The sequence below is a fragment of the Paraglaciecola sp. genome (genome assembly GCF_030730205.1).
Taxonomy (GTDB): Bacteria; Pseudomonadota; Gammaproteobacteria; order Enterobacterales; family Alteromonadaceae; genus Paraglaciecola.
The window spans coordinates 28,344-47,776 of record NZ_JANQVQ010000142.1 but is presented as its reverse complement, the minus strand read 5'-3'; the positions used below and the strand labels follow the sequence as shown (position 1 = coordinate 47,776).

20 protein-coding genes and 1 tRNA gene are annotated in these 19,433 nt (G+C 42.8%); 13 read left to right on the top strand and 8 right to left on the bottom strand.

Annotated features, from left to right (window positions below):
* Positions 1–13: 13 nt before the first annotated feature.
* The 7 genes from ychF to lolB all read right to left on the bottom strand — a co-directional run bounded on the left by ychF (position 14) and on the right by lolB (position 5,297).
* The gene (ychF, locus tag NWQ57_RS10175) at positions 14–1,105 is read right to left on the bottom strand and encodes a redox-regulated ATPase YchF (protein ID WP_306022043.1); all 1,092 of its coding nucleotides are present in this window, start codon (positions 1,103–1,105) and stop codon (positions 14–16) included.
* Between the two features lie 69 nt (positions 1,106–1,174).
* Positions 1,175–1,759, bottom strand: coding sequence for an aminoacyl-tRNA hydrolase (gene pth, locus NWQ57_RS10170; protein WP_306022042.1), 585 nt, complete (start codon positions 1,757–1,759; stop codon positions 1,175–1,177).
* 5 nt (positions 1,760–1,764) lie between these two features.
* Positions 1,765–2,391: a 50S ribosomal protein L25/general stress protein Ctc gene (locus tag NWQ57_RS10165; protein WP_306022041.1), complete on the bottom strand. Its 627-nt coding sequence runs from the start codon at positions 2,389–2,391 to the stop codon at positions 1,765–1,767.
* Positions 2,392–2,697: 306 nt separating this feature from the next.
* A complete protein-coding gene (locus tag NWQ57_RS10160) occupies positions 2,698–3,645 on the bottom strand; it encodes a ribose-phosphate pyrophosphokinase (protein WP_306022040.1) in 948 nt (315 codons plus the stop codon).
* Positions 3,646–3,676: 31 nt separating this feature from the next.
* Positions 3,677–3,751: transfer RNA gene (locus tag NWQ57_RS10155), tRNA-Gln, on the bottom strand.
* Positions 3,752–3,792: 41 nt separating this feature from the next.
* Complete coding sequence (gene ispE / locus NWQ57_RS10150) at positions 3,793–4,686, bottom strand: 4-(cytidine 5'-diphospho)-2-C-methyl-D-erythritol kinase (protein ID WP_306022039.1); 894 nt, start codon at positions 4,684–4,686, stop codon at positions 3,793–3,795.
* Complete coding sequence (gene lolB / locus NWQ57_RS10145; protein ID WP_306022038.1) at positions 4,671–5,297, bottom strand: lipoprotein insertase outer membrane protein LolB; 627 nt, start codon at positions 5,295–5,297, stop codon at positions 4,671–4,673. The genes ispE and lolB overlap by 16 nt, the downstream gene beginning before the upstream one ends.
* A 133-nt stretch (positions 5,298–5,430) precedes the next feature.
* On the opposite strand from lolB, the gene hemA reads away from it, so the two are divergent.
* From hemA to NWQ57_RS10115, 6 genes are all read left to right on the top strand, one after another.
* Complete coding sequence (gene hemA / locus NWQ57_RS10140) at positions 5,431–6,696, top strand: glutamyl-tRNA reductase (protein ID WP_306022037.1); 1,266 nt, start codon at positions 5,431–5,433, stop codon at positions 6,694–6,696.
* 78 nt (positions 6,697–6,774) lie between these two features.
* Positions 6,775–7,860: a peptide chain release factor 1 gene (gene prfA / locus NWQ57_RS10135; protein WP_306022036.1), complete on the top strand. Its 1,086-nt coding sequence runs from the start codon at positions 6,775–6,777 to the stop codon at positions 7,858–7,860.
* A complete protein-coding gene (gene prmC, locus NWQ57_RS10130; RefSeq protein WP_306022035.1) occupies positions 7,853–8,740 on the top strand; it encodes a peptide chain release factor N(5)-glutamine methyltransferase in 888 nt (295 codons plus the stop codon). The genes prfA and prmC overlap by 8 nt, the downstream gene beginning before the upstream one ends.
* Positions 8,741–8,836: 96 nt before the next feature.
* Positions 8,837–10,402 carry a DUF3369 domain-containing protein gene (locus NWQ57_RS10125; RefSeq protein WP_306022034.1) on the top strand — a complete coding sequence of 522 codons (1,566 nt, stop codon included), beginning with the start codon at positions 8,837–8,839 and terminating at the stop codon, positions 10,400–10,402.
* An 81-nt stretch (positions 10,403–10,483) separates the two neighbouring features.
* Entirely contained in the window at positions 10,484–10,861 is a 378-nt protein-coding gene (locus tag NWQ57_RS10120) for a SirB2 family protein (protein WP_306022033.1), read from the top strand.
* Positions 10,862–10,946: 85 nt separating this feature from the next.
* Positions 10,947–11,765: a SirB1 family protein gene (locus NWQ57_RS10115; RefSeq protein ID WP_306022032.1), complete on the top strand. Its 819-nt coding sequence runs from the start codon at positions 10,947–10,949 to the stop codon at positions 11,763–11,765.
* Positions 11,766–11,818: 53 nt separating this feature from the next.
* On the opposite strand, the gene bioA is transcribed toward NWQ57_RS10115, so the two are convergent.
* A complete protein-coding gene (gene bioA, locus NWQ57_RS10110) occupies positions 11,819–13,096 on the bottom strand; it encodes an adenosylmethionine--8-amino-7-oxononanoate transaminase (protein WP_306022031.1) in 1,278 nt (425 codons plus the stop codon).
* Positions 13,097–13,210: 114 nt separating this feature from the next.
* Between bioA and bioB the strand changes: the two genes are divergently transcribed.
* The 7 genes from bioB to NWQ57_RS10075 all read left to right on the top strand — a co-directional run bounded on the left by bioB (position 13,211) and on the right by NWQ57_RS10075 (position 19,330).
* Positions 13,211–14,317, top strand: a complete 1,107-nt coding sequence (gene bioB, locus NWQ57_RS10105; protein WP_306022030.1) for a biotin synthase BioB — start codon at positions 13,211–13,213, stop codon at positions 14,315–14,317.
* Positions 14,317–15,501: an 8-amino-7-oxononanoate synthase gene (gene bioF, locus NWQ57_RS10100; protein WP_306022029.1), complete on the top strand. Its 1,185-nt coding sequence runs from the start codon at positions 14,317–14,319 to the stop codon at positions 15,499–15,501. Before bioB ends, bioF begins: the two co-directional genes overlap by 1 nt.
* A 6-nt stretch (positions 15,502–15,507) precedes the next feature.
* Positions 15,508–16,314: a methyltransferase domain-containing protein gene (locus NWQ57_RS10095; protein WP_306022028.1), complete on the top strand. Its 807-nt coding sequence runs from the start codon at positions 15,508–15,510 to the stop codon at positions 16,312–16,314.
* 12 nt (positions 16,315–16,326) lie between these two features.
* Positions 16,327–17,049: a dethiobiotin synthase gene (bioD, locus tag NWQ57_RS10090; RefSeq protein WP_306022027.1), complete on the top strand. Its 723-nt coding sequence runs from the start codon at positions 16,327–16,329 to the stop codon at positions 17,047–17,049.
* Positions 17,050–17,132: 83 nt separating this feature from the next.
* Positions 17,133–17,615, top strand: coding sequence for a low molecular weight protein-tyrosine-phosphatase (locus NWQ57_RS10085; protein WP_306022026.1), 483 nt, complete (start codon positions 17,133–17,135; stop codon positions 17,613–17,615).
* The gene (locus NWQ57_RS10080) at positions 17,602–18,588 is read left to right on the top strand and encodes an iron ABC transporter permease (RefSeq protein WP_306022025.1); all 987 of its coding nucleotides are present in this window, start codon (positions 17,602–17,604) and stop codon (positions 18,586–18,588) included. The genes NWQ57_RS10085 and NWQ57_RS10080 overlap by 14 nt, the downstream gene beginning before the upstream one ends.
* A gap of 1 nt (position 18,589) precedes the next feature.
* Entirely contained in the window at positions 18,590–19,330 is a 741-nt protein-coding gene (locus NWQ57_RS10075; RefSeq protein ID WP_306022024.1) for an ATP-binding cassette domain-containing protein, read from the top strand.
* Positions 19,331–19,433 lie beyond the last annotated feature (103 nt).

Genomic DNA, 19,433 nt, shown 5'->3' with positions numbered 1-19,433 from the left:
TTAAATACAATAATTAGACATTAAATCTAAAGTGGATCACATCACCGTCTTTGACAATATACTCTTTACCTTCTAAACGCCATTTACCTGCGTCTTTCGCTCCTTGCTCACCTTTAAATTCGACAAAGTTATCGTAACCAATGACTTCAGCTCGAATAAAACCTTTTTCAAAGTCAGAGTGAATCACACCAGCGGTTTGCGGTGCGGTTGAGCCCGCCGGGTAAGTCCAAGCACGGACTTCTTTTACCCCAGCAGTAAAATAGGTGTTTAAAGCTAATAATTCATAGCCACAACGGATAACACGATTTAGGCCAGGCTCTTCTAGACCCATGTCCGCCATAAATTCCGCGCGCTCCTCGTCGTCTAAACTGCCAATTTCAGACTCCATTTCGGCGCATACTGCGACGACTACGGCATTTTCTTTGGCAGCAATTTCTCGTACTTGGTCTAAAAATGGATTATTTTCAAAGCCATCATCATTCACGTTAGCAATATACATGGTGGGTTTAAGCGTTAGAAAGTTCATGTAAGCGATTGCTTTTAGTTCTTCTTTCTCAAGAGTAAGTGAACGCAACAAATGACCTTCATCTAAATGAGGTTTGATTTTTTCTAACACGGTTAATTCATATTTTGCATCTTGGTCACCGCTTTTAGCGCGTTTAGCAACACGAAAGATGGCTTTTTCAGCAGTTTCTAAATCGGCTAAAGCAAGTTCGGTATTAATGACGTCGATATCATCTTTAGGGCTAACTTTTCCAGAAACGTGCACGATGTTGTCGTTTTCGAAACAACGCACAACATGACCAATGGCATCGGTTTCGCGAATATTAGCTAAAAATTTGTTGCCTAAACCTTCACCTTTAGAGGCACCTTCGACTAAACCGGCGATATCGACAAATTCCATTGTGGTAGGAATAACACGCTGTGGTTTGACTATTTCAGATAACTTATCTAAGCGTAAGTCAGGAACAGGTACCACGCCGGTATTAGGTTCAATTGTACAAAAAGGAAAATTGGCTGCTTCGATTCCTGCTTTGGTTAACGCATTAAATAAGGTTGATTTACCTACGTTAGGAAGGCCAACAATGCCGCACTTAAAACCCATGTGAAAATCCTCTTTGTTCAATTAAACGGTTGCTAAGTAGTGCAACAATCTTGTTATGTTGGAATAGTGTTATTCAGCCTTGAACGCGTGTAAGCGATTCATGGCTTTTTTTAAATCGTCTTTAATAAGTATTTCTGTGCAGCGTAAGGCTTCATCTAAGGCTGCATCTATAAGTGTTTGTTCTAAGGCTGGAGCCTTACCTAAAACGTGTCCGGTAACACGATTTTTATCGCCAGGGTGGCCAATGCCGATACGTAAGCGCAAAAAATCTTTTTGATTAGCGAATTTACTGACAATATCACGAATACCGTTTTGGCTTGAACTTCCACCTACTTTAAATTTTGCTACGCCAGGCGGGAGATCGAGCTCATCAAAAGCAACCAGCATATTTGCCAGTGGAACGCGATAGAAATTAGCCATGGCCGCAACGGCTTGTCCACTTTTGTTCATAAAGGTTGTGGGAATAAGCAACTTGATATCTTGGTCACCAATCGTAATACGACCCGTGTAACCGTAAAATTTATTGTCTAATTTGAGAGGGCAGTTGTAACTTTTGGCTAGTTGTTCGACAAACCAAGCGCCTGCATTGTGGCGAGTATGTTGATATTCGGGGCCTGGATTACCCAGGCCCACAATTAACTGAATATCAGTCAAGAAGATTAAGCCTCTGTAGCTTCTTCTTCAGCATCATCAGCCTTAGGACCTTTAGATGCTTTAACCGTAACAACGGCTAAATCATGTGATTCACCTTTGTTTAACTCAAGCAAAGTAACACCTTTTGGTAATACTAAGTCAGTTAAATGCAAAGTTTGACCTAATTCAACATTAGTTAAATCAACTTCAATGAACTCAGGTAAATCAGCTGGTAAACAGCTAATTTCAACATCAGCCATGTGGGTTTCAGCGTGACCGCCTAATACCTTGATAGCCTTACATTCTTTTTCATTAATGAAATGCAAAGGAATGTTAGTGTGAACCGCTTTCTTAGCATCAACACGTAAAAAGTCGATGTGAGTAACGATTTGTCTAAACGCGTGACGCTGCATGTCTTTAACTAATACTTCAACACTTTCACCAGCGATGTTTAAGGTCAACACATGTGAATAAAACGCTTCAAACTCTTGAGCCTGAAATACTTTGTTGTGAGAAAGGGTTAAAGAAACGGCTTTTTGGCCAGCTCCGTATAAAACAGCAGGTACTTTTCCAGCGTGACGTAGGCGGCGGCTCGCACCTTTCCCTAGATCGTTGCGGACTTCTGCGTCTAGTGTAAAAATTCCATCAGACATTGAGGTAACTCCAATTAAGTAAATGAGTGTAGATTTTTGCGACCAAAATCTACTATTAAACCACTTTTTATCAAGCAATAGCCTTTAAAAAAGCGGCGACCCCTAAAAAGGGCGGCGAATGTTACCACCACGTGGGCAGAGGTACAAGCTAGCTAGGGCTAGAATACTGATTTTGTCTGGGATTTTTACGGTGCGTGGTGAACAAACGCGACTAAAGGGAGTGGCGCTGGCATTCAAATACTGAAAAGCAAGAACTTAACCTGCGTCGATTGGCTCGCGCAGGTTAAAATTTAAAACATACTTTGCTTAGTATTCGAACATTGCAGAAATTGATTCTTCGTTACTTACACGACGAATCGCTTCAGCCAACATATTCGACAAGGTAAGTAGTTTTACTTTACCAACGGTTTTCATTTCCTCGCTTAAAGGAATACTGTCAGTAACGATAATTTCGTCAATCACTGAGTCGCGCAAGTTTTGCGCAGCATTACCTGAAAATATAGCGTGGGTGGCGTAGGCATAAACATTTTTTGCACCATGAGCTTTTAACGCTTCAGCCGCTTTAGCTAAGGTACCGCCTGTGTCGATCATATCGTCAACAATGATGCAGTCACGATCTTGTACGTCTCCGATAATGTGCATAACTTGAGCAACGTTTGCTTTTGGACGACGTTTGTCGATAATCGCTAAGTCAGAATCGTTCAGCAATTTAGCTACCGCACGAGCTCGCACTACACCTCCAATATCCGGTGATACAACAACGGGGTTTTCCATTTTACGCTGACGCATATGCTCTAATAAAATGGGAGTTCCAAAGGCGTTATCAACAGGAACATCGAAGAAGCCTTGGATTTGTTCCGCATGCAGGTCGATAGTTAAAACGCGGTCAACGCCTACGTTAGATAAAAAGTCGGCGACAACTTTAGCGGTAATGGGAACACGAGCAGAACGTACACGACGATCCTGACGGGCATAACCAAAATACGGGATTACCGCAGTAATACGACCAGCCGATGCACGCCTAAATGCATCAATCATGACGATCAATTCCATTAGGTTATCATTAGTTGGTGCGCAAGTTGACTGGATAATAAATACGTCAGCACCACGAACATTCTCATGGATTTCTACGCTTATTTCACCATCGCTGAAACGTCCCACGCTAGCGTGGCCTAACTTGGTATAGAGTCTATTTGCAACTTTTTGAGCAAGATCTGGAACGGCGTTTCCGGCGAAAAGCTTCATATCGGGCACGATAAAATCCTCAGTGCATTACGTTTGAAGGTGGCTGGGGTAGATGGACTTGAACCACCGAATGGCGGGATCAAAACCCGCTGCCTTACCACTTGGCTATACCCCAATTTACTGAATTGTAACTTTTAAATTTTGTTCTACCGCTTATTAATTTGAAAAAGTAGTTAACTGTTGGTGCAAAGGAGACCGGTTAACGCCTTTAGCAATAAAACTAATCGAACCTGTAGGCAACAACTTTTGTACTCTTTCGGCTTCAGATGGGTCATGAAACGTTGAAAAAACACAAGAGCCTGTTCCCGTCATTCTCGACGGCGCGTATTCTAACAACCAGCGTAATGTATTTGCAACATTCGGGTAGAGTTCACTGACCAATTGTTGGCAATCATTGTGAGTATTGTTGAAATGATAATCAGCTGCTGCAATTTTTGGGGTATTCCGAGGCAAATTGGGATGGGTGAATATCTGTTGAGTGGAGACATGGCAATCAGGGAAAACCACCAAATACGTGGTCGGTTCGATATAAAAGGGCTCGAGCACTTCGCCTACACCTTCGGCAAATGCGGTAAAACCATGCACAAAAATGGGGACATCTGCCCCAAGGCTTAAACCAAGACCTGCTAGTTCAGTAAGACTCAAATTCCCTTGCCACAATTGATTTAATACCACTAAGGTTGTCGCCGCATTAGATGAGCCTCCGCCAATACCGCCGCCCATTGGTAGGCGTTTTTTTAAAGAGATATTGCAGCCTAATGGTGAAGAGGTTTGTTGTCTTTGCCTTGTTATGATTTCTTTACGTAACAGCATGGCTGCCTTCACAATTAAATTATCATCATGGGGAACACCGTCAATGGGCGTACCAAGATGAATGGTACCTTCAGGGTTTAACTCGAAGGCCAGTTCATCGCCAAAATCCAGTAATTGAAAGACGCTTTGTAATTGGTGATAACCATTGGGATAGCGGCCATTTATGTGTAAAAACAAATTAAGTTTGGCTGGACTTGGCCACCAAACATTGCGGTCAAAACTCAGTGTATTGTCCATGAATTAACCTTAATGGTGACTTGAACCTTGTTTACTGTATGTTCTAAGCGGATTTTATGGGGCAACCAAATCCCCTTTACTTGTTCATAATCTGAATAGCTCAGTTGCCAGCCTCGGCATGTTGTGCATCGGGGCTGCAATTCTGCTATCCAGCCTTGTTCGCTCAATATTACCTTATCAGTCTTGACACTTTGTCCTTTTATCCATGTGGGGAGCTGTTCAATTGGTAGAGTCCAACCGGTAATTTGCTGTATCAGTTCACTGGCACTGCTGCCTTGATAGGTTGTGTCATCAGCTACTAACGTAACCCAAGATGAGTTACCTTGCAGCGACAAAATAGACGTGCCCAAGATGGTGTTGAGCGACAGTTGGTAGTCTTGTTGTTTTTGTAACCAGGATAAACTGGCACTTTGTTTATCATCTGGGCTCTTAAAGCCAAATTTGCCTTTTATTTGCCAATGTTGCAGTTGTGCGAGTTGCATCTGATGTTGATTACTATTCAGCTCCACATTTGAAGGGGGAGGCGAGGCACAACTCACCACAGTGAAACTGAGGATCAATAATACGATGTGACGAAAACGAACAATAAATAGACGAGAATTACGAGCCACAGGAATATTCTGCTGGAAATTAGGTAAGTCTATGGGAACATAAAACGCAGTTTACTTTCAATAGTTTTACCTTTTGCGTACAATGCCGCCCTCAATCTGTTTAACCCATTGTTGTAAGCGCACTATACTCTGCATGACCTTAATTGCCTTCGGAATAAATCACAAAACAGCGCCAGTAGAGTTGCGAGAAAAAATTGCGTTTTCTCCCGATGCTATAGTCAGTGCACTGGCCTCTTTGAGTACCACTACTGGTGCCCAAGAAGCGGTGATTGTCTCAACCTGCAATCGGACTGAAATATACGCAAAGATAGAAAATGGCGAGAAACAAGGCTTAATTAACTGGTTGGCGGATTTCCACAAGGTGGACGCAGCATTTTTAACTAAAAATAGTTATTTTCATGAACACCAAGACGCCGTGATACATATTATGCGGGTGGCAAGCGGCTTAGATTCGTTGATGTTAGGCGAACCACAAATTTTAGGGCAAATTAAACAAGCCTATATAGATGCCAAAAACTCCGGTGTCATCAGCAGTAATTTTGAACGTTTGTTTCAGCATACATTTGCGGTTGCAAAAAAAGTTCGCACTGAAACCGATATTGGTGCTAACGCTGTCTCGGTGGCTTATGCTTCAGTGCAACTGGCAAAACATATTTTTTCTTCATTAGAAAACAGTCGAGTATTGCTCATCGGTGCTGGAGAAACCATTGAATTGGTGGCCAAACATTTAGCAGAGCAAAACGTAAAGTCTTTGACTGTTGCCAACCGTACTTTGGCCCGTGCAGAAAGTATTGCCAAACCTTTAGGGGCAAGAGTACTTACCTTGGCGCAAATACCTCAGCATCTTAAAGAAGCCGATATTGTTATTAGTTCAACAGCCAGCCAGCTGCCCATTTTGGGCAAGGGGTTGGTCGAAAGTGCTTTAAAAGAGCGCAGACATAAACCGATGTTTTTGGTGGATTTGGCCGTCCCGCGAGATATAGAAGCTGAAGTTGGGCAGTTGGATGATGCCTATTTGTATACAGTGGATGATTTGCAGCAAATAGTCGAAAAAAACTTGGCAAATCGTCATGACGCGGCGCTGCAAGCTGATGGAATGATCCTGTTACAAGCCCAGCAATATTTTCAGTGGAAACAAAGTCAGCGCTCAATTGATGTACTTAAAAATTTCAGAGATCAAAGCATCGCTCAAAAAGATCAGCTAGTAGGGCGAGCGCTAAATCAACTGGCTGATGGTAAAGACGCCTCAATGGTATTGGTTGAGCTAGCGAACAAACTCACTAATAGTCTTATTCATGCCCCGACCAAAGCCTTAAAAAAAGCTGCAAACGAGCAAGATGACGGCATGATAGAAATTCTGAAAGACGCCCTCGGGCTTGAAACCAACAATCAATCTTAACCTCTATTTGTGTAACGGGTTAATTAGACATATAAATAGCAGCATCACGAGCCCATATGGCGCGTATATAGGAACAACATGAAAGTATCGGTACAACGCAAATTAGAAACCTTAACTGAGCGATTTGAAGAAGTTCAAGCGTTATTGAGCGAAGCTTCGGTCACCTCGGATCAAGAAAAATATCGCGCCCTAACGAAAGAATATGCTCAGTTAGAAGACGTGGTGAAATGTTTCCGTGAATTTCAAGTTGCTCAACAAGATCTGGTTTCGGCCCAAGAAATGATGGAAGAAAACGACGCGGAAATGCGTGAAATGGCGCAAGAAGAGTACAAAGACTCTAAAAAACGTATCGAGGAATTCACTCAAACCTTACAAATACTGCTTTTGCCAAAAGATCCTAATGATGACAATAACTGTTTTTTAGAAATCCGTGCCGGAGCAGGTGGTGATGAAGCGGCAATATTTGCCGGTGATTTGTTCAGAATGTATTCTCGTTATGCTGAATCTCAGCGTTGGAAGGTTGAGCTGGTAACCTGCAATGAAGGTGAACATGGCGGATACAAAGAGATCATTGTGAACGTAATGGGTGAGGGTGTTTACGGGATCTTGAAATTTGAATCGGGCGGTCATCGCGTACAACGAGTGCCAGAAACAGAGTCGCAAGGCCGTATACATACATCAGCCTGTACAGTGGTCGTGATGCCAGAAGTGCCAGAGTCTGAAGCCATTGAAATCAACAAAGCTGATTTGAAAGTCGATACTTTTCGTGCCTCGGGCGCCGGTGGACAGCACGTTAACAAGACCGATTCGGCGATTCGTATTACTCACATTCCTAGTGGCTTAATCGTTGAGTGTCAGGATGAGCGTTCACAGCATAAAAACCGAGCAAAGGCCATGGCGGTACTGCAGTCCCGCTTGAATCAGCTGGAAGAAGAGAAACGTAAAGCGGAAGAAACCTCGACCCGTCGTAGTCTGGTTGCCAGTGGTGACCGATCTGAACGGATACGAACCTATAATTTTCCTCAGGGCAGAGTATCAGACCACCGTATTAACTTAACCTTGTACCGCTTAGATGAAGTCATAGCGGGTGAATTAGACTTACTCATTGAGCCGATTCGCCAAGAGTACCAAGCTGATTTACTTGCCTCTTTGTCGGATGAATAAAGCCCTATCTTCAACATCTGAAGACACATCGATTGCCGCTCAACTCAAGTGGGCGGCAAGCTTGATTTTATCCGCGGAAGTAGCAAATGATACGGCACTGCTTGACGCTAAAATTCTACTCTGCCATTGCTTACAGCGCGACATGAGTTATTTGCATACTTGGCCAGAAAAAACATTAGAACCTGAACAAGTCATTCAATTTACTGAGCTTGTTCAGCAGCGCTGCCAAGGTCGCCCCATTGCCTATTTAATTGGTTATCGTGATTTTTGGACCTTGCGTTTGAAGGTATCTGAAGCCACATTGATCCCGCGCCCGGAAACCGAACTACTGGTTGAATCTGCCCTTGAGCTTAGCTTGCCAGATAGGGCTAAGGTACTTGATTTAGGAACAGGAACGGGCGCAATCGCTTTAGCCTTAGCGAGTGAAAAATCAGACTGGCAAGTCATCGGTATCGATAAAAGTCATGACGCTGTTAAACTAGCAAAACAGAATGCCACAGAAAACCGACTTGATTCAGTCCGTTTTATGCAAAGCGACTGGTTTAGCAAGCTAGACAAACAACGTTTCGATTTGATCGTAACCAACCCTCCTTATGTAGAAGATAACAGTCCCTATTTACAACAAGGCGATGTTCGCTTTGAACCTCTAAGTGCCCTGATATCCGGTGCTGATGGATTGGATGATATTCGATTTATTGTTGTACAAGCGAAAGGCTATCTGGCTGGAGCTGGATGGTTAGTGATTGAGCATGGTTTTGAGCAAGATGAAAAAATAAGAAATATTTTTGAATCAAATGCTTACGTCGAAATACGGTCGGTGAGTGATTTTAATGGTTTGCCCAGAGTGACCATGGGAAAGTTTTATGAAAATGACTTGTAGCTCGTTTAAATTCGTTTTATTTTACCCATGAAGTAACAATTTGCTTAATGCTTAAACGTTAAAAAGCAGCCTTTGCATAAAAACGGGAACAGATAGATGTCTGATGAAATATTGTTTGCTGAAGATATTGAAGAAGAAATTGGCGAAGATCATGGAACATGGAAAGTACTGATAGTTGATGATGAGCCTGAGGTGCATGCGGTAACAAAATTGGCCTTAAGTGATTTTGTTTTTCAAGAAAAAAGGCTCGAATTCATTAGTGCCTATAACGGTAAACAGGCCAAACAACTTTTTCTAGAGCACAATGATATTGCAGTTGTGTTGCTCGATGTTGTGATGGAAACTGACGATGCAGGCTTGAAAGTTGCAGATTTTGTTCGCAACGAAGCGATGAATAATTTTACACGGATCATTCTACGAACCGGTCAACCCGGCCAAGCTCCAGAGCGTGATGTCATTATCAATTACGATATCAACGACTACAAATCTAAAACAGAATTAACCGCACAAAAGCTTTTTACCGTGGTTATTGCGGCGCTACGTTCTTATCGTGATATCACCGTTATTGAAGAAAACCGTATTGGTCTAGAAAAAATAATATCCGCATCCGCAGACTTGTTTAGCATTCATTCTTTAGAGCATTTTATTGATGGTATTGTGCAACAACTTGCTTCTCTTTTAGGTGGAAGCAAAGACTGCGCCTATCTTACCTCTGCCGTTGCATGCCCAAGGCCCATCGAAAATATCGATTCTTCCCAACTGTTTGTTTTTACTGGCAAGGGGGAATATCAGCATCGTGAAGGCGAACGTTTAGAAGACGTTATCTCGGGCAAGCAGTTAGCATCATGCCAAAAAGCCCTGCAAAATAAATCCTTAGTATACGAAGATGAGTACCTAGTTGCATATTGTAAAAGCAAATCCATGCGGGGCTCGTTATTGTATATGTCTGGTCTACCCCGAAAATTGACAAAAATTGACAAACGCTTAGTGGAGATTTTTGCACAAAATGTTCAAATCGCGTTTGATAACGTTTTACTTAATAAAGACATTGAAGACACGCAACGTGAAATTATCGAACGTATTGGTCAAGCCTTAGAGTACCATTTTGGGGAAGGCAAACATATTTTACGAGTGGTTAAAATGTGTGAGTTGCTGGGCAGCAAAATTGGTCTATCGGAAGATGAAATTAAGATGTTGGGTTTAGCAGTACCGCTGCATGATATTGGTAAATTTAAAATACCAGAGGTGATTCTTAATAAAGCAGATAAATTAAGCGATTCAGAGCGAAAGGTGGTGCAAAACCACGCTGAATTTGGTTATTTGGTGTTAAAAAATTCAAAACGCCCACTTATTCGAACGGCCGCATTGATTGCCCGTGATCATCATGAATATTGGAATGGGAAGGGATATCCACGGGGGAAGTATGGAGAAGAAATCCATATTTTCTGCAGGATCACCGCGCTAGTCGATGCCTATGATGCCTTGCGGCACAGTCGAAATTACAAAGAAGCTTGGCCTCTAGAAAAAGTGGTTGAAAACATTAAACAACAAAAAGGTTTGCAGTTTGATCCTAGCTTGGTTGATGTACTACTTGAGAACATCGATGCTATAGAACAAATCATTGCGGACAACCCCGATCCATTGGTTGAAGAACACGTTTAAAGAACGTAAGCAGACAACATTACTACGGCCTTGCAATCAGTAACGTCGTTTTTACTATTTTCAATTAAAGAGTCAATAACCATGTATGAAATAACTAAACACCTGCATTTAACGATAATGCTTGTTAGCGTTCTGCTTTTTTTAAGCCGCTTTGTATTAACCATTAGAGGCTCAAACTTGCTGAATAAAAAAGGCCTCAAAATAGCGCCACATATTATTGATACAATTTGGATTATTACTGCTATTGCCTTGTGTGTGATGCTTCAACAATATCCCTTCGTTAATGGCTGGGTCACTGAAAAATTGTTGGCTTTTGTGATGTACATATTCATGGTGTTATTTGCTTTAAAGCTGGCTAAAACCAATCTAATGCGTTTTATTGGGCTGGTTGGCGCTATAAGTTGGTTGGCTTTTGCTGGAATGGTAGCGGTTACCAAACAAGCGTATTTATTCGGTTAGTCGATAAATACTGTGAAGTAGATATCAAGAATACTGGCTAAGACCCGATACAAGATTGAAGTTATCCATTTATCAGGGAAATGTTTTGCAGGAATTAAAACAACGTATCGCTAATCAAGAGTGTTTCAAAGCGAGCTTGTTATTAGCGCAGTATTTTCAGTCTTCTAATGACAGTTTAGCCCTGTACGAAGAGCAACTTGCTCAGTGGGTCAATCAAGCTAAGCCTCACTTAGCAATGGTGAGCTCTAAGGCGTTAAAACTTGAAAAGTTGATTCAGTTTTTTTATCTAGAACTGGCGTTCAGTGTGGATGAAAAACAATATTTTGCTAAGCAATACAGTATGCTCGATAAGGTGATGGAATTTCGCACGGGTATTCCTATTAGTTTGGCGATTATCTTTCGTGAATTGGCGCAGCAGCTAGAGTTTGACGTGCATGGCGTCAATTTTCCTGGGCATTTTTTACTCAGTATCGAAGTGGCAGACCAGGAGCTTATTTATCTCGATCCTGCTAATGGCAACACCTTAACTAAAACCGATATCGAGCAGCTCTATTTCAATATTATCGGTGAAATTGAACAAGAAAAAATGCCACCTGAGGCGCTCTTTGCTGCCAGTTGCGAAGAGATTGTAGTGCGCTTATTGCACAATCTAAAAGCCAGCTTTATTAACAATCAGCAATACTCGTATGCGTTGACTGCGGTTAATTTACTGGTTCATCTTTGTCCGAATGATCCTTATGAGCGAAGGGACAGAGGATTTTTACTGCATCAACTCGATTGTCCACAAGTCGCAATTGCCGACTATCAATATTTTATCCAACAATGTCCCAAAGATCCTGCCAGTGTATTATTGGCCGCTCAAGTTAAGCAACTGGGCAATGTACCGCCAACAACCTTCCATTAATAAAGTTGCATCTGGTTCAACTTTATTAATGGGTAGAAATGGCAAGCGAATAATTAAACGAGTACTGAATATATCGCCTTGGTGAGTTTACTCAATTGAGCTGGGCTGATGATGTATGGTGGCATGATATAAATCAGTTTACCAAAAGGGCGGATCCATACACCTTGGGCTACAAACTTCTTCTGTATTTCAGCAACATTCACTGGATTTTTGCATTCCACAACACCAATTGCACCGAGTACCCTCACATCCACCACACTGTTTAATAGTTTACAAACTCCGAGTTCTTCATGTAACTGATGTTCTATCTGGGCCACTTGCCTTTGCCAAGCACCTTTGAGTAATAAATCTAAACTGGCATTAGCCACCGAGCATGCCAGGGCATTACCCATAAAGGTTGGTCCATGCATAAACACTCCGGGCTCACCTTGACAGACACCCTGCGCGACATCTTCTGTACACAGGGTTGCGGCAAGCGTCAAATAACCACCCGTTAGGGCTTTGCCTAAACACAAGATATCTGGACTGATGTCTGCATGTTCACAAGCAAACAGTTTACCTGTACGGCCAAAACCAGTCGCTATCTCATCACATATAAGCAAAACGTTGTAGTCATCACACAGCTGTCGACAGCGCTTTAAATATTCGGGATGGTATATGCGCATGCCCCCTGCATTTTGCACAATGGGCTCGATCACTAACGCCGCCAATTCATGGTGGTGACGCTCAAATAGTTCCTGCAGAGGCTGGATATCATCTTCGTTCCAAGGTTTGTCGAAACGGGTTTGCGGGGCAGGGGCAAAGATTTGTTGATTAAGTGAATGGCTAAACAAACTATGCATGCCGTTAACAGGATCGCACACTGACATGGCGGCAAAGGTATCGCCATGGTAGCCATAACGCGGCGTTATGAAGCGGTGTTTAGCGCCATTACCTTGGCACACCCAATATTGCAGCGCCATTTTCATCGCCACTTCCACCGATACAGAGCCGGAGTCAGCCAAAAATACTCGGTTGAGACCTTTTGGCACGATTTCCAGTAAGGTTTTACATAAATCAATCGCAGGCTGATGGGTCAAGCCACCAAACATAACATGTGAAAATTGACTGACTTGCTTATTAATAGCTTCATTCAGTACAGGGTGATTGTAGCCGTGTATTGCAGTCCACCAAGACGCGACACCATCCACTAGTTTTTCACCAGACGCTAACTCAATTTCTACCCCTTGTGCGCCGACCACTTGGTAACAGGGAAGGGGATTGAGTGCTGAAGTATACGGATGCCAGATATGATTTTGGTCAAAGTGCAGATTTTCAGAAAACTTGTTCAAATTATGCTCACATGTAAAGTTTGAATTTGATTATTAGTTGACAATATGTCGTTGCTACATAGACTAAGCGCGCAAGATAATTAAGTAAAGATTGCTCTCACTAAAGGCTCCCTCATGACCCCATCTGCTGTTCAACCTAATACCACATCTGATCTTTCAACCTCGATACGTCATGATTGGACGGTAGATGAAGTTAATGCATTATTTACCATGGCGTTTAACGATTTATTATTTCAAGCGCAAACCATTCATCGTCAATATTTCGACCCTAATAAAGTGCAAGTCAGCACTTTGCTGTCTATTAAAACAGGCGCTTGCCCAGAAGATTGTAAATATTGCCCTCAAAGTGCGCGGTATGACACTGGTTTGGAAAAAGAGCGTTTAATGGAGATTGAAAAAGTTATCCAACGGGCGAAAGAGGCAAAACAAGCTGGTTCAACGCGTTTTTGCATGGGCGCAGCGTGGCGTAATCCCAAAGAAAAAGATATGCCCTATGTAACGGCCATGGTCAAGGAAGTGAAAAAGTTAGGCATGGAAACCTGCATGACCTTGGGTATGTTAACTCGTGAGCAAGCCATTGCCTTGCAACAATCTGGCTTAGATTATTACAATCATAACCTTGATACTTCTCCCGAATTTTACGGTGACATTATCACTACTCGTACCTATCAAGACCGCTTAGATACTCTGACTAATGTTCGAGCTGCGGGTATGAATGTCTGTTCAGGTGGGATAGTCGGCATGGGCGAAAGTGCTTCTGATCGTTCGAGTTTATTAGTACAACTCGCTAATTTAGAACATCACCCTGAGAGTGTTCCAATTAACATGTTAGTTAAAGTGAAGGGGACACCGCTGGAAAAAGTCGACGATTTAGACAGCTTTGAGTTTATTCGTACTATTGCCATTGCGCGGATTATGATGCCTAAGTCTTATGTCCGTTTGTCGGCGGGTCGTGAGGCTATGAATGAGCAAATGCAGGCATTGTGCTTTATGGCAGGTGCAAATTCTATTTTTTATGGCTGTAAATTGTTAACCACTTCTAATCCTGAAACCCATGAAGATGTGATGTTATTTAAAAAGCTAGGTATCAATTCTGCGCAATCCCGAGAGTACTCGGATGAAGCTTACCAAGCGGCTTTACTCGATGAAATTAAGCAAAAGGACCAAGTAGAACTGTTTTATGATGCTACGCAAGTTTCGACTGCCGTTCAAAATTCTTAATGGCTTTTGAGTTTATAGTCGAGGCATTGCTCGCGCGAAAACAGGATAAGCTGTGGCGCAAACGTCACAGCTTATCCCCCGGTGTTGGCCCGTTAATTGAGGTCGATGGGCAACATTATTTAAATTTTTCGAGTAATGATTATTTAGGCTTTGCTTCGTCACAAACCGTGGCCCAAGCGTGGGTTGATGGTTTAAGTGAATACGGTAGCGGTAGCGGCGCATCACCTTTAGTGACGGGCTTTACTCAAGCGCATCTCGAGCTTGAAGCGCATTTAGCAAAAGCGTTAAAACGCGAAAGGGTCTTGTTGTTTAATTCAGGCTTTGCCGCCAATCAAGCCATTTGCCAAGCATTGTTTGCCCGCAATAATAACTGTGGGGCAGATTTAATTATTGCGGACAAGCTCATTCATGCCTCATTTGTCGACGGTGCGCAAAGCTGCCAAGCCACATTTAAACGTTTTAAGCACAACGACACTCACCATTTAAACGATATTATGGCACGAGCTTCTGCTTCATCTAACATCCTAATTGCAACTGAAGGGGTGTTTAGCATGGACGGTGATCAAGCGCCCGTCGCTGAATTGGCGCAGATTGCACAAGATCATAACGCATGGTTAATGGTCGATGATGCCCATGGTTTTGGGGTTTTAGGTAATAGCGGCCTTGGAGTGGTTGAGCAGCACAACCTAAGTCAAAACCAAGTACCGGTATTGATGGCCACCTTTGGAAAGGCGATTGGTACCGCCGGTGCTTTTGTTGCCGGTAGCGAGCAACTGATTGATTATCTAATTAATTTTGGCAGGCATTATATCTACAGTACGTCAATGCCCGCCGCTCAGGCTCATGCAACGCTAAGCAGTATTAAAGCCAATGAAAATCCACAAAAACGCCGTTTATTGCAAACCCGTATTGCCCAATTTAAACACTTAGCAGATAACGCTAATATTCCTCTTATGGCATCTGATACGGCTATTCAACCCGTCATAGTGGGCAATGCTGAGCGAGCATTAAGTATTAGCGAAAAATTAAAGCAGCTTGGTATCTGGGCTACGGCAATTCGTTATCCTACCGTACCGAAAGGAACCGACAGACTGCGCATTACCTTGAGCGCTATGCACGAAGAGCAAGATATTTCTGCTTTAGTTGATGCTTTGCAGATTGCTATTAGTCAAACACCCAAATAAAGAATCATGTCGCAATCAATTCTCGTAAATCACAATAAAGCACGTATCGCTAAGCAGTTTAGTCGCGCAGCAGTAACATACGATAAACTAGCCAAGGTGCAACTTGATATTGCCCTTGATGCAAAGGCCATGCTGCCTGAACATAGCCATTGTTTATTAGACATAGGCTGTGGCACGGGGCGAATTACCCAAGCGTTACGCCAGCAAAGTCAGCAGCTACTGGCAATGGATTTAGCGTTTGGCATGTTACGCCACGCGTCTTTTCAGACAATGGAACCGTCTGAGGCGCCGATCTTGTGGTTACAAGGTGACGCTGAGCAACTGCCCTTGCAGACTTGTTCGGTTGATACGATATTTTCGTCCATGGCCTTGCAATGGTGTGCGCACCCAGAGCAAGTCTTGAGTGAAATACATCGCGTATTAGTGCCAACGGGACATGCTGTGATAGCGCTAATGACAGCCGGTTCGTTTAGCGAATTGAGTCAAAGCTGGCAATACGTAGATTCGCAACGCCATATAAATGAATTTTATCCCACTGACACATGGGTACAAGCGGCGCTTAAAAGTGGCTTAAAAGTGGATATTAAAAAGCAGTGCTATCAAACATGGCACCCTGATATTCGTCATCTACTTACCTCCATTAAAGGGGTAGGCGCCAACATTTTATTGAATACCAGCGATAAGCAAAGCCAGAACCCAGCAATCAATCGACATAAATTTAATACACTTGAACATTTTTATTTTTTGCATTTTGGCGCAGAACAACAATTACCGTTGTCGTATCAAATACTCTTTCTAAAGTGTGAAAAATAGTAAGGAACAATAATGGGACAATTAGCGGCCACTAGCCGAGCTTATTTTATTACCGGCACCGATACCGAAGTAGGAAAAACCTTTTTTTCAGTGGCTTTGCTTCAGGCCTTCAATCAACTCGATTTAAAAACTGCCGCTTATAAACCAATTGCTGCGGGTTGTGAAACCACTACCGATGGCTTAAGAAATGAAGACGCATTGGCTTTACAGCAATCGAGTAGCTTAGCACTTGATTACGCAGAGGTTAACCCAATTGCGCTAGTCGAACCTATCGCACCTCATTTAGCCGCGCAAATTGCATTGGGTAAGGGGCAGTCAATCGACTTATCGCTAGACCGGATTAAACAAGGATTTGTAAGTCTATTGCACAAAGAGCCAGATGTGTTGATTGTTGAAGGGGCAGGGGGCTGGCGTTTACCGCTTGGCAATAACGAACAAGGTCATCCGACATTTTTGTCTGATTTTGTGGCTAATCAAAACCTCGCTGTTATTTTGGTGGTAGGTATGCGATTAGGGTGTTTAAATCATGCCATGCTAACTGCGGATAGCGTGCGTCAACACGGTTTAAAAATAGTGGGTTGGGTTGCCAATACTTTGGATCCTGATATGCCATTTTTAAACGAAAACATTGAATCCTTAAAGCTTTTGTTGCGTGCGCCCCTAATCGCTACTTTGCCTCGATTAAGTGACCCAAGCGAAGCTGCCACTCGGCTTAATTTGTCTTGCTTGGTTTAAGTACGGTCTAGCGCTTGCCAAATCGAGCCATACAATGGTAAAACACAATGAAATCAATTTAATAACGTATGGGAGTTGCTGATATGGCAAATAGTGATACCTCGGTGTTATTTGTGTGTTTAGGTAACATTTGCCGCTCTCCAACCGCAGAAGCGGTGTTTAAGGAAAAAATAAAAAACAGCCAACTCAGGATTGATATCGATTCTGCCGGAACAATGGGCTATCACATTGGTGTGACCCCAGACGAACGAGCAAAGGCGGTTGCACAAGAGCGTGGCTATAATTTTAAAGGCATAAAAAGTCGCAAAGTGGTGCTTGAAGACTTTGAAAAATTTGAATATATCCTTGCGATGGATAAAGAAAATCTTCGCCATTTATTAGAAATGTGCCCGGCTGAATATCAGCATAAAGTGGTGTTATTTATGCAATACGCAGACTCCGATGTTGAAGAAGTGCCAGACCCCTATTATGGCGGTAAGCGGGGATTTGAGTATGTACTTGACCTTATCGAGTTGGCGTCTGATGGTTTACTTATTTCAATAGCATCACGATTTGCAGTCCGTTAAAACAAACAAAGACAAGCATAAAACCTACTTAGGTGGTTTTTTGCTGGTGCTAATGTGTAGTGTGCTTTTAGTGCTATTTGATGGCTTGAGTGCGCCTTGGCAAAACGAATTAGACCAACAAATTATCATTAAACTGCGTTTGCCTTTGGTTATCACGGCTTGTTTGGTTGGCGCTGCGTTATCGATTAGTTCGGCCAGTTTACAAGTTTTACTGCACAATCCTTTGGCTGACCCTGGTATTATCGGTATTACCAGTGGTGCCAGTTTGTGTGCCGCTTTATTTTTATTATTGGGTGGGGGGCTTGCGCCTAATATTCTTCAATATCTCCTTCCTCTTAGTTGTTTCATTGGCGCCATCATCTCTACTATTTTAATTTTTTCCGTTGCGCGCAGATTAGCCGCTAATCATGCCTCTGTCATTTTGGCTGGTATTGCGATATCGACTATCAGCGGGGCAGTAGTTGCATGGTTACACTTTTTTTCAGATGCCCAGTCAATGCGAAACTTAACGTTTTGGTTGATGGGAAGTCTGCATCAGGCAGATTGGCCTATTTTATTTTTTGCCGCCCCCTTACTCGGGGGATTGATTGCGTACTTGATGAAGCAAGGGCGAGCGTTAAATTGGTACTATTTTGGTCAAAATAGCGCGCAGTTGGCGGGCTTAGATGTGCATAAATTTCAAAACAAGATGTTGTTGGTATGCGCGCTGAGTGTTGGAGCTGCAGTGTCGCTCGCAGGTTCAATTGCCTTTGTGGGGTTATTAGTGCCTCATTTACTGCGGAATTTTTTTGGTTATGACAATCGTTTCATCCTGCCAGCTTCCGCTATCTTGGGCGCATGTTTATTGTTATGGGTAGAGCTCGCTACGCGTTGGTTCATGGGGATTAGTTTACCGGTATCGATGATTACCGCTAGTTTAGGCGGCCCCATTTTTCTCTATTCTGTTGCACGTTTAGGTAAGAAGCGTCACTAACATGGTAAAGTTTGAAAAATTGAGCGTAACAGGGCGGTTAAATGCGGTTTCTGGTCATGTTGATAAGGGCGACTTTATACACGTACTTGGGACTAATGGCGCGGGGAAATCGTCTTTACTAAGTGCTATCGCAGGTTTGCTGGAACTGGATAGCGGCCTTGTACTGTTAAATGGTCTCAGCATTGTCGATTACAGCTTACCGCAACTGGCTAGCTTTCGCTGTTTTCAAGAGCAGCAACAAAGTAGTGCGTTTGCTTTAACAGTCTCAGAAGTGTTGTACTTCTTTAGCGAGTGCTACGACTTACCTGACGACTTGGAAGATGCCCTTGAATTAACAAACCTGATGCATAAACCCCTTAATCAACTCTCGGGTGGTGAAGCAAGGCGGGTACATATTGCTCGGACACTGCTTCAAGTATGGCCCGCTATTAAACTGGGGCAGGCAATTATTTTATTAGACGAGCCGACTCAGGGCTTGGATTTTAAACATCAACATTTACTGTTTAGCTTATTGGCTCGCCTAAGTGACTCAGGTAGTGCGGTGGTGGTGAATCACCACGATTTAAATTTGTGCCAGCAATATGCCAATAAAATATGGTTGCTCCAACAAGGACAGATCGTGAAAACAATGGGGTCTCTGCAGAGTATTAGCAATGATGATTTATCTCACATCTTTAGCTGCGGTATTCGATTTGCAATTGATGAAGCTGGCAATAAGATATTTCAAACTTATCTAGAATAGTGCATGTTCTGATTGCTTTCGTTTATCATACCCTCTAACGTCTGATGCAGCCCTTTTACTGTAAATGTTTAGGCTAATTATTATTGAAAACCGAATAAGGAAA

Excerpts from the sequence above, each read along its gene's own strand:
- ispE (WP_306022039.1), bottom strand. The coding sequence starts at position 4,686 with ATGGACAATACACTGAGTTTTGACCGCAATGTTTGGTGGCCAAGTCCA.
- NWQ57_RS10075 (WP_306022024.1), top strand. The coding sequence starts at position 18,590 with ATGGTAAAGTTTGAAAAATTGAGCGTAACAGGGCGGTTAAATGCGGTT.
- bioB (WP_306022030.1), top strand. The coding sequence starts at position 13,211 with ATGACCCCATCTGCTGTTCAACCTAATACCACATCTGATCTTTCAACC.
- prfA (WP_306022036.1), top strand. The coding sequence starts at position 6,775 with ATGAAAGTATCGGTACAACGCAAATTAGAAACCTTAACTGAGCGATTT.
- bioD (WP_306022027.1), top strand. The coding sequence starts at position 16,327 with ATGGGACAATTAGCGGCCACTAGCCGAGCTTATTTTATTACCGGCACC.
- NWQ57_RS10165 (WP_306022041.1), bottom strand. The coding sequence starts at position 2,391 with ATGTCTGATGGAATTTTTACACTAGACGCAGAAGTCCGCAACGATCTA.
- prmC (WP_306022035.1), top strand. The coding sequence starts at position 7,853 with ATGAATAAAGCCCTATCTTCAACATCTGAAGACACATCGATTGCCGCT.
- NWQ57_RS10085 (WP_306022026.1), top strand. The coding sequence starts at position 17,133 with ATGGCAAATAGTGATACCTCGGTGTTATTTGTGTGTTTAGGTAACATT.
- ychF (WP_306022043.1), bottom strand. The coding sequence starts at position 1,105 with ATGGGTTTTAAGTGCGGCATTGTTGGCCTTCCTAACGTAGGTAAATCA.
- bioF (WP_306022029.1), top strand. The coding sequence starts at position 14,317 with ATGGCTTTTGAGTTTATAGTCGAGGCATTGCTCGCGCGAAAACAGGAT.
- NWQ57_RS10125 (WP_306022034.1), top strand. The coding sequence starts at position 8,837 with ATGTCTGATGAAATATTGTTTGCTGAAGATATTGAAGAAGAAATTGGC.
- hemA (WP_306022037.1), top strand. The coding sequence starts at position 5,431 with ATGACCTTAATTGCCTTCGGAATAAATCACAAAACAGCGCCAGTAGAG.
- NWQ57_RS10120 (WP_306022033.1), top strand. The coding sequence starts at position 10,484 with ATGTATGAAATAACTAAACACCTGCATTTAACGATAATGCTTGTTAGC.
- NWQ57_RS10095 (WP_306022028.1), top strand. The coding sequence starts at position 15,508 with ATGTCGCAATCAATTCTCGTAAATCACAATAAAGCACGTATCGCTAAG.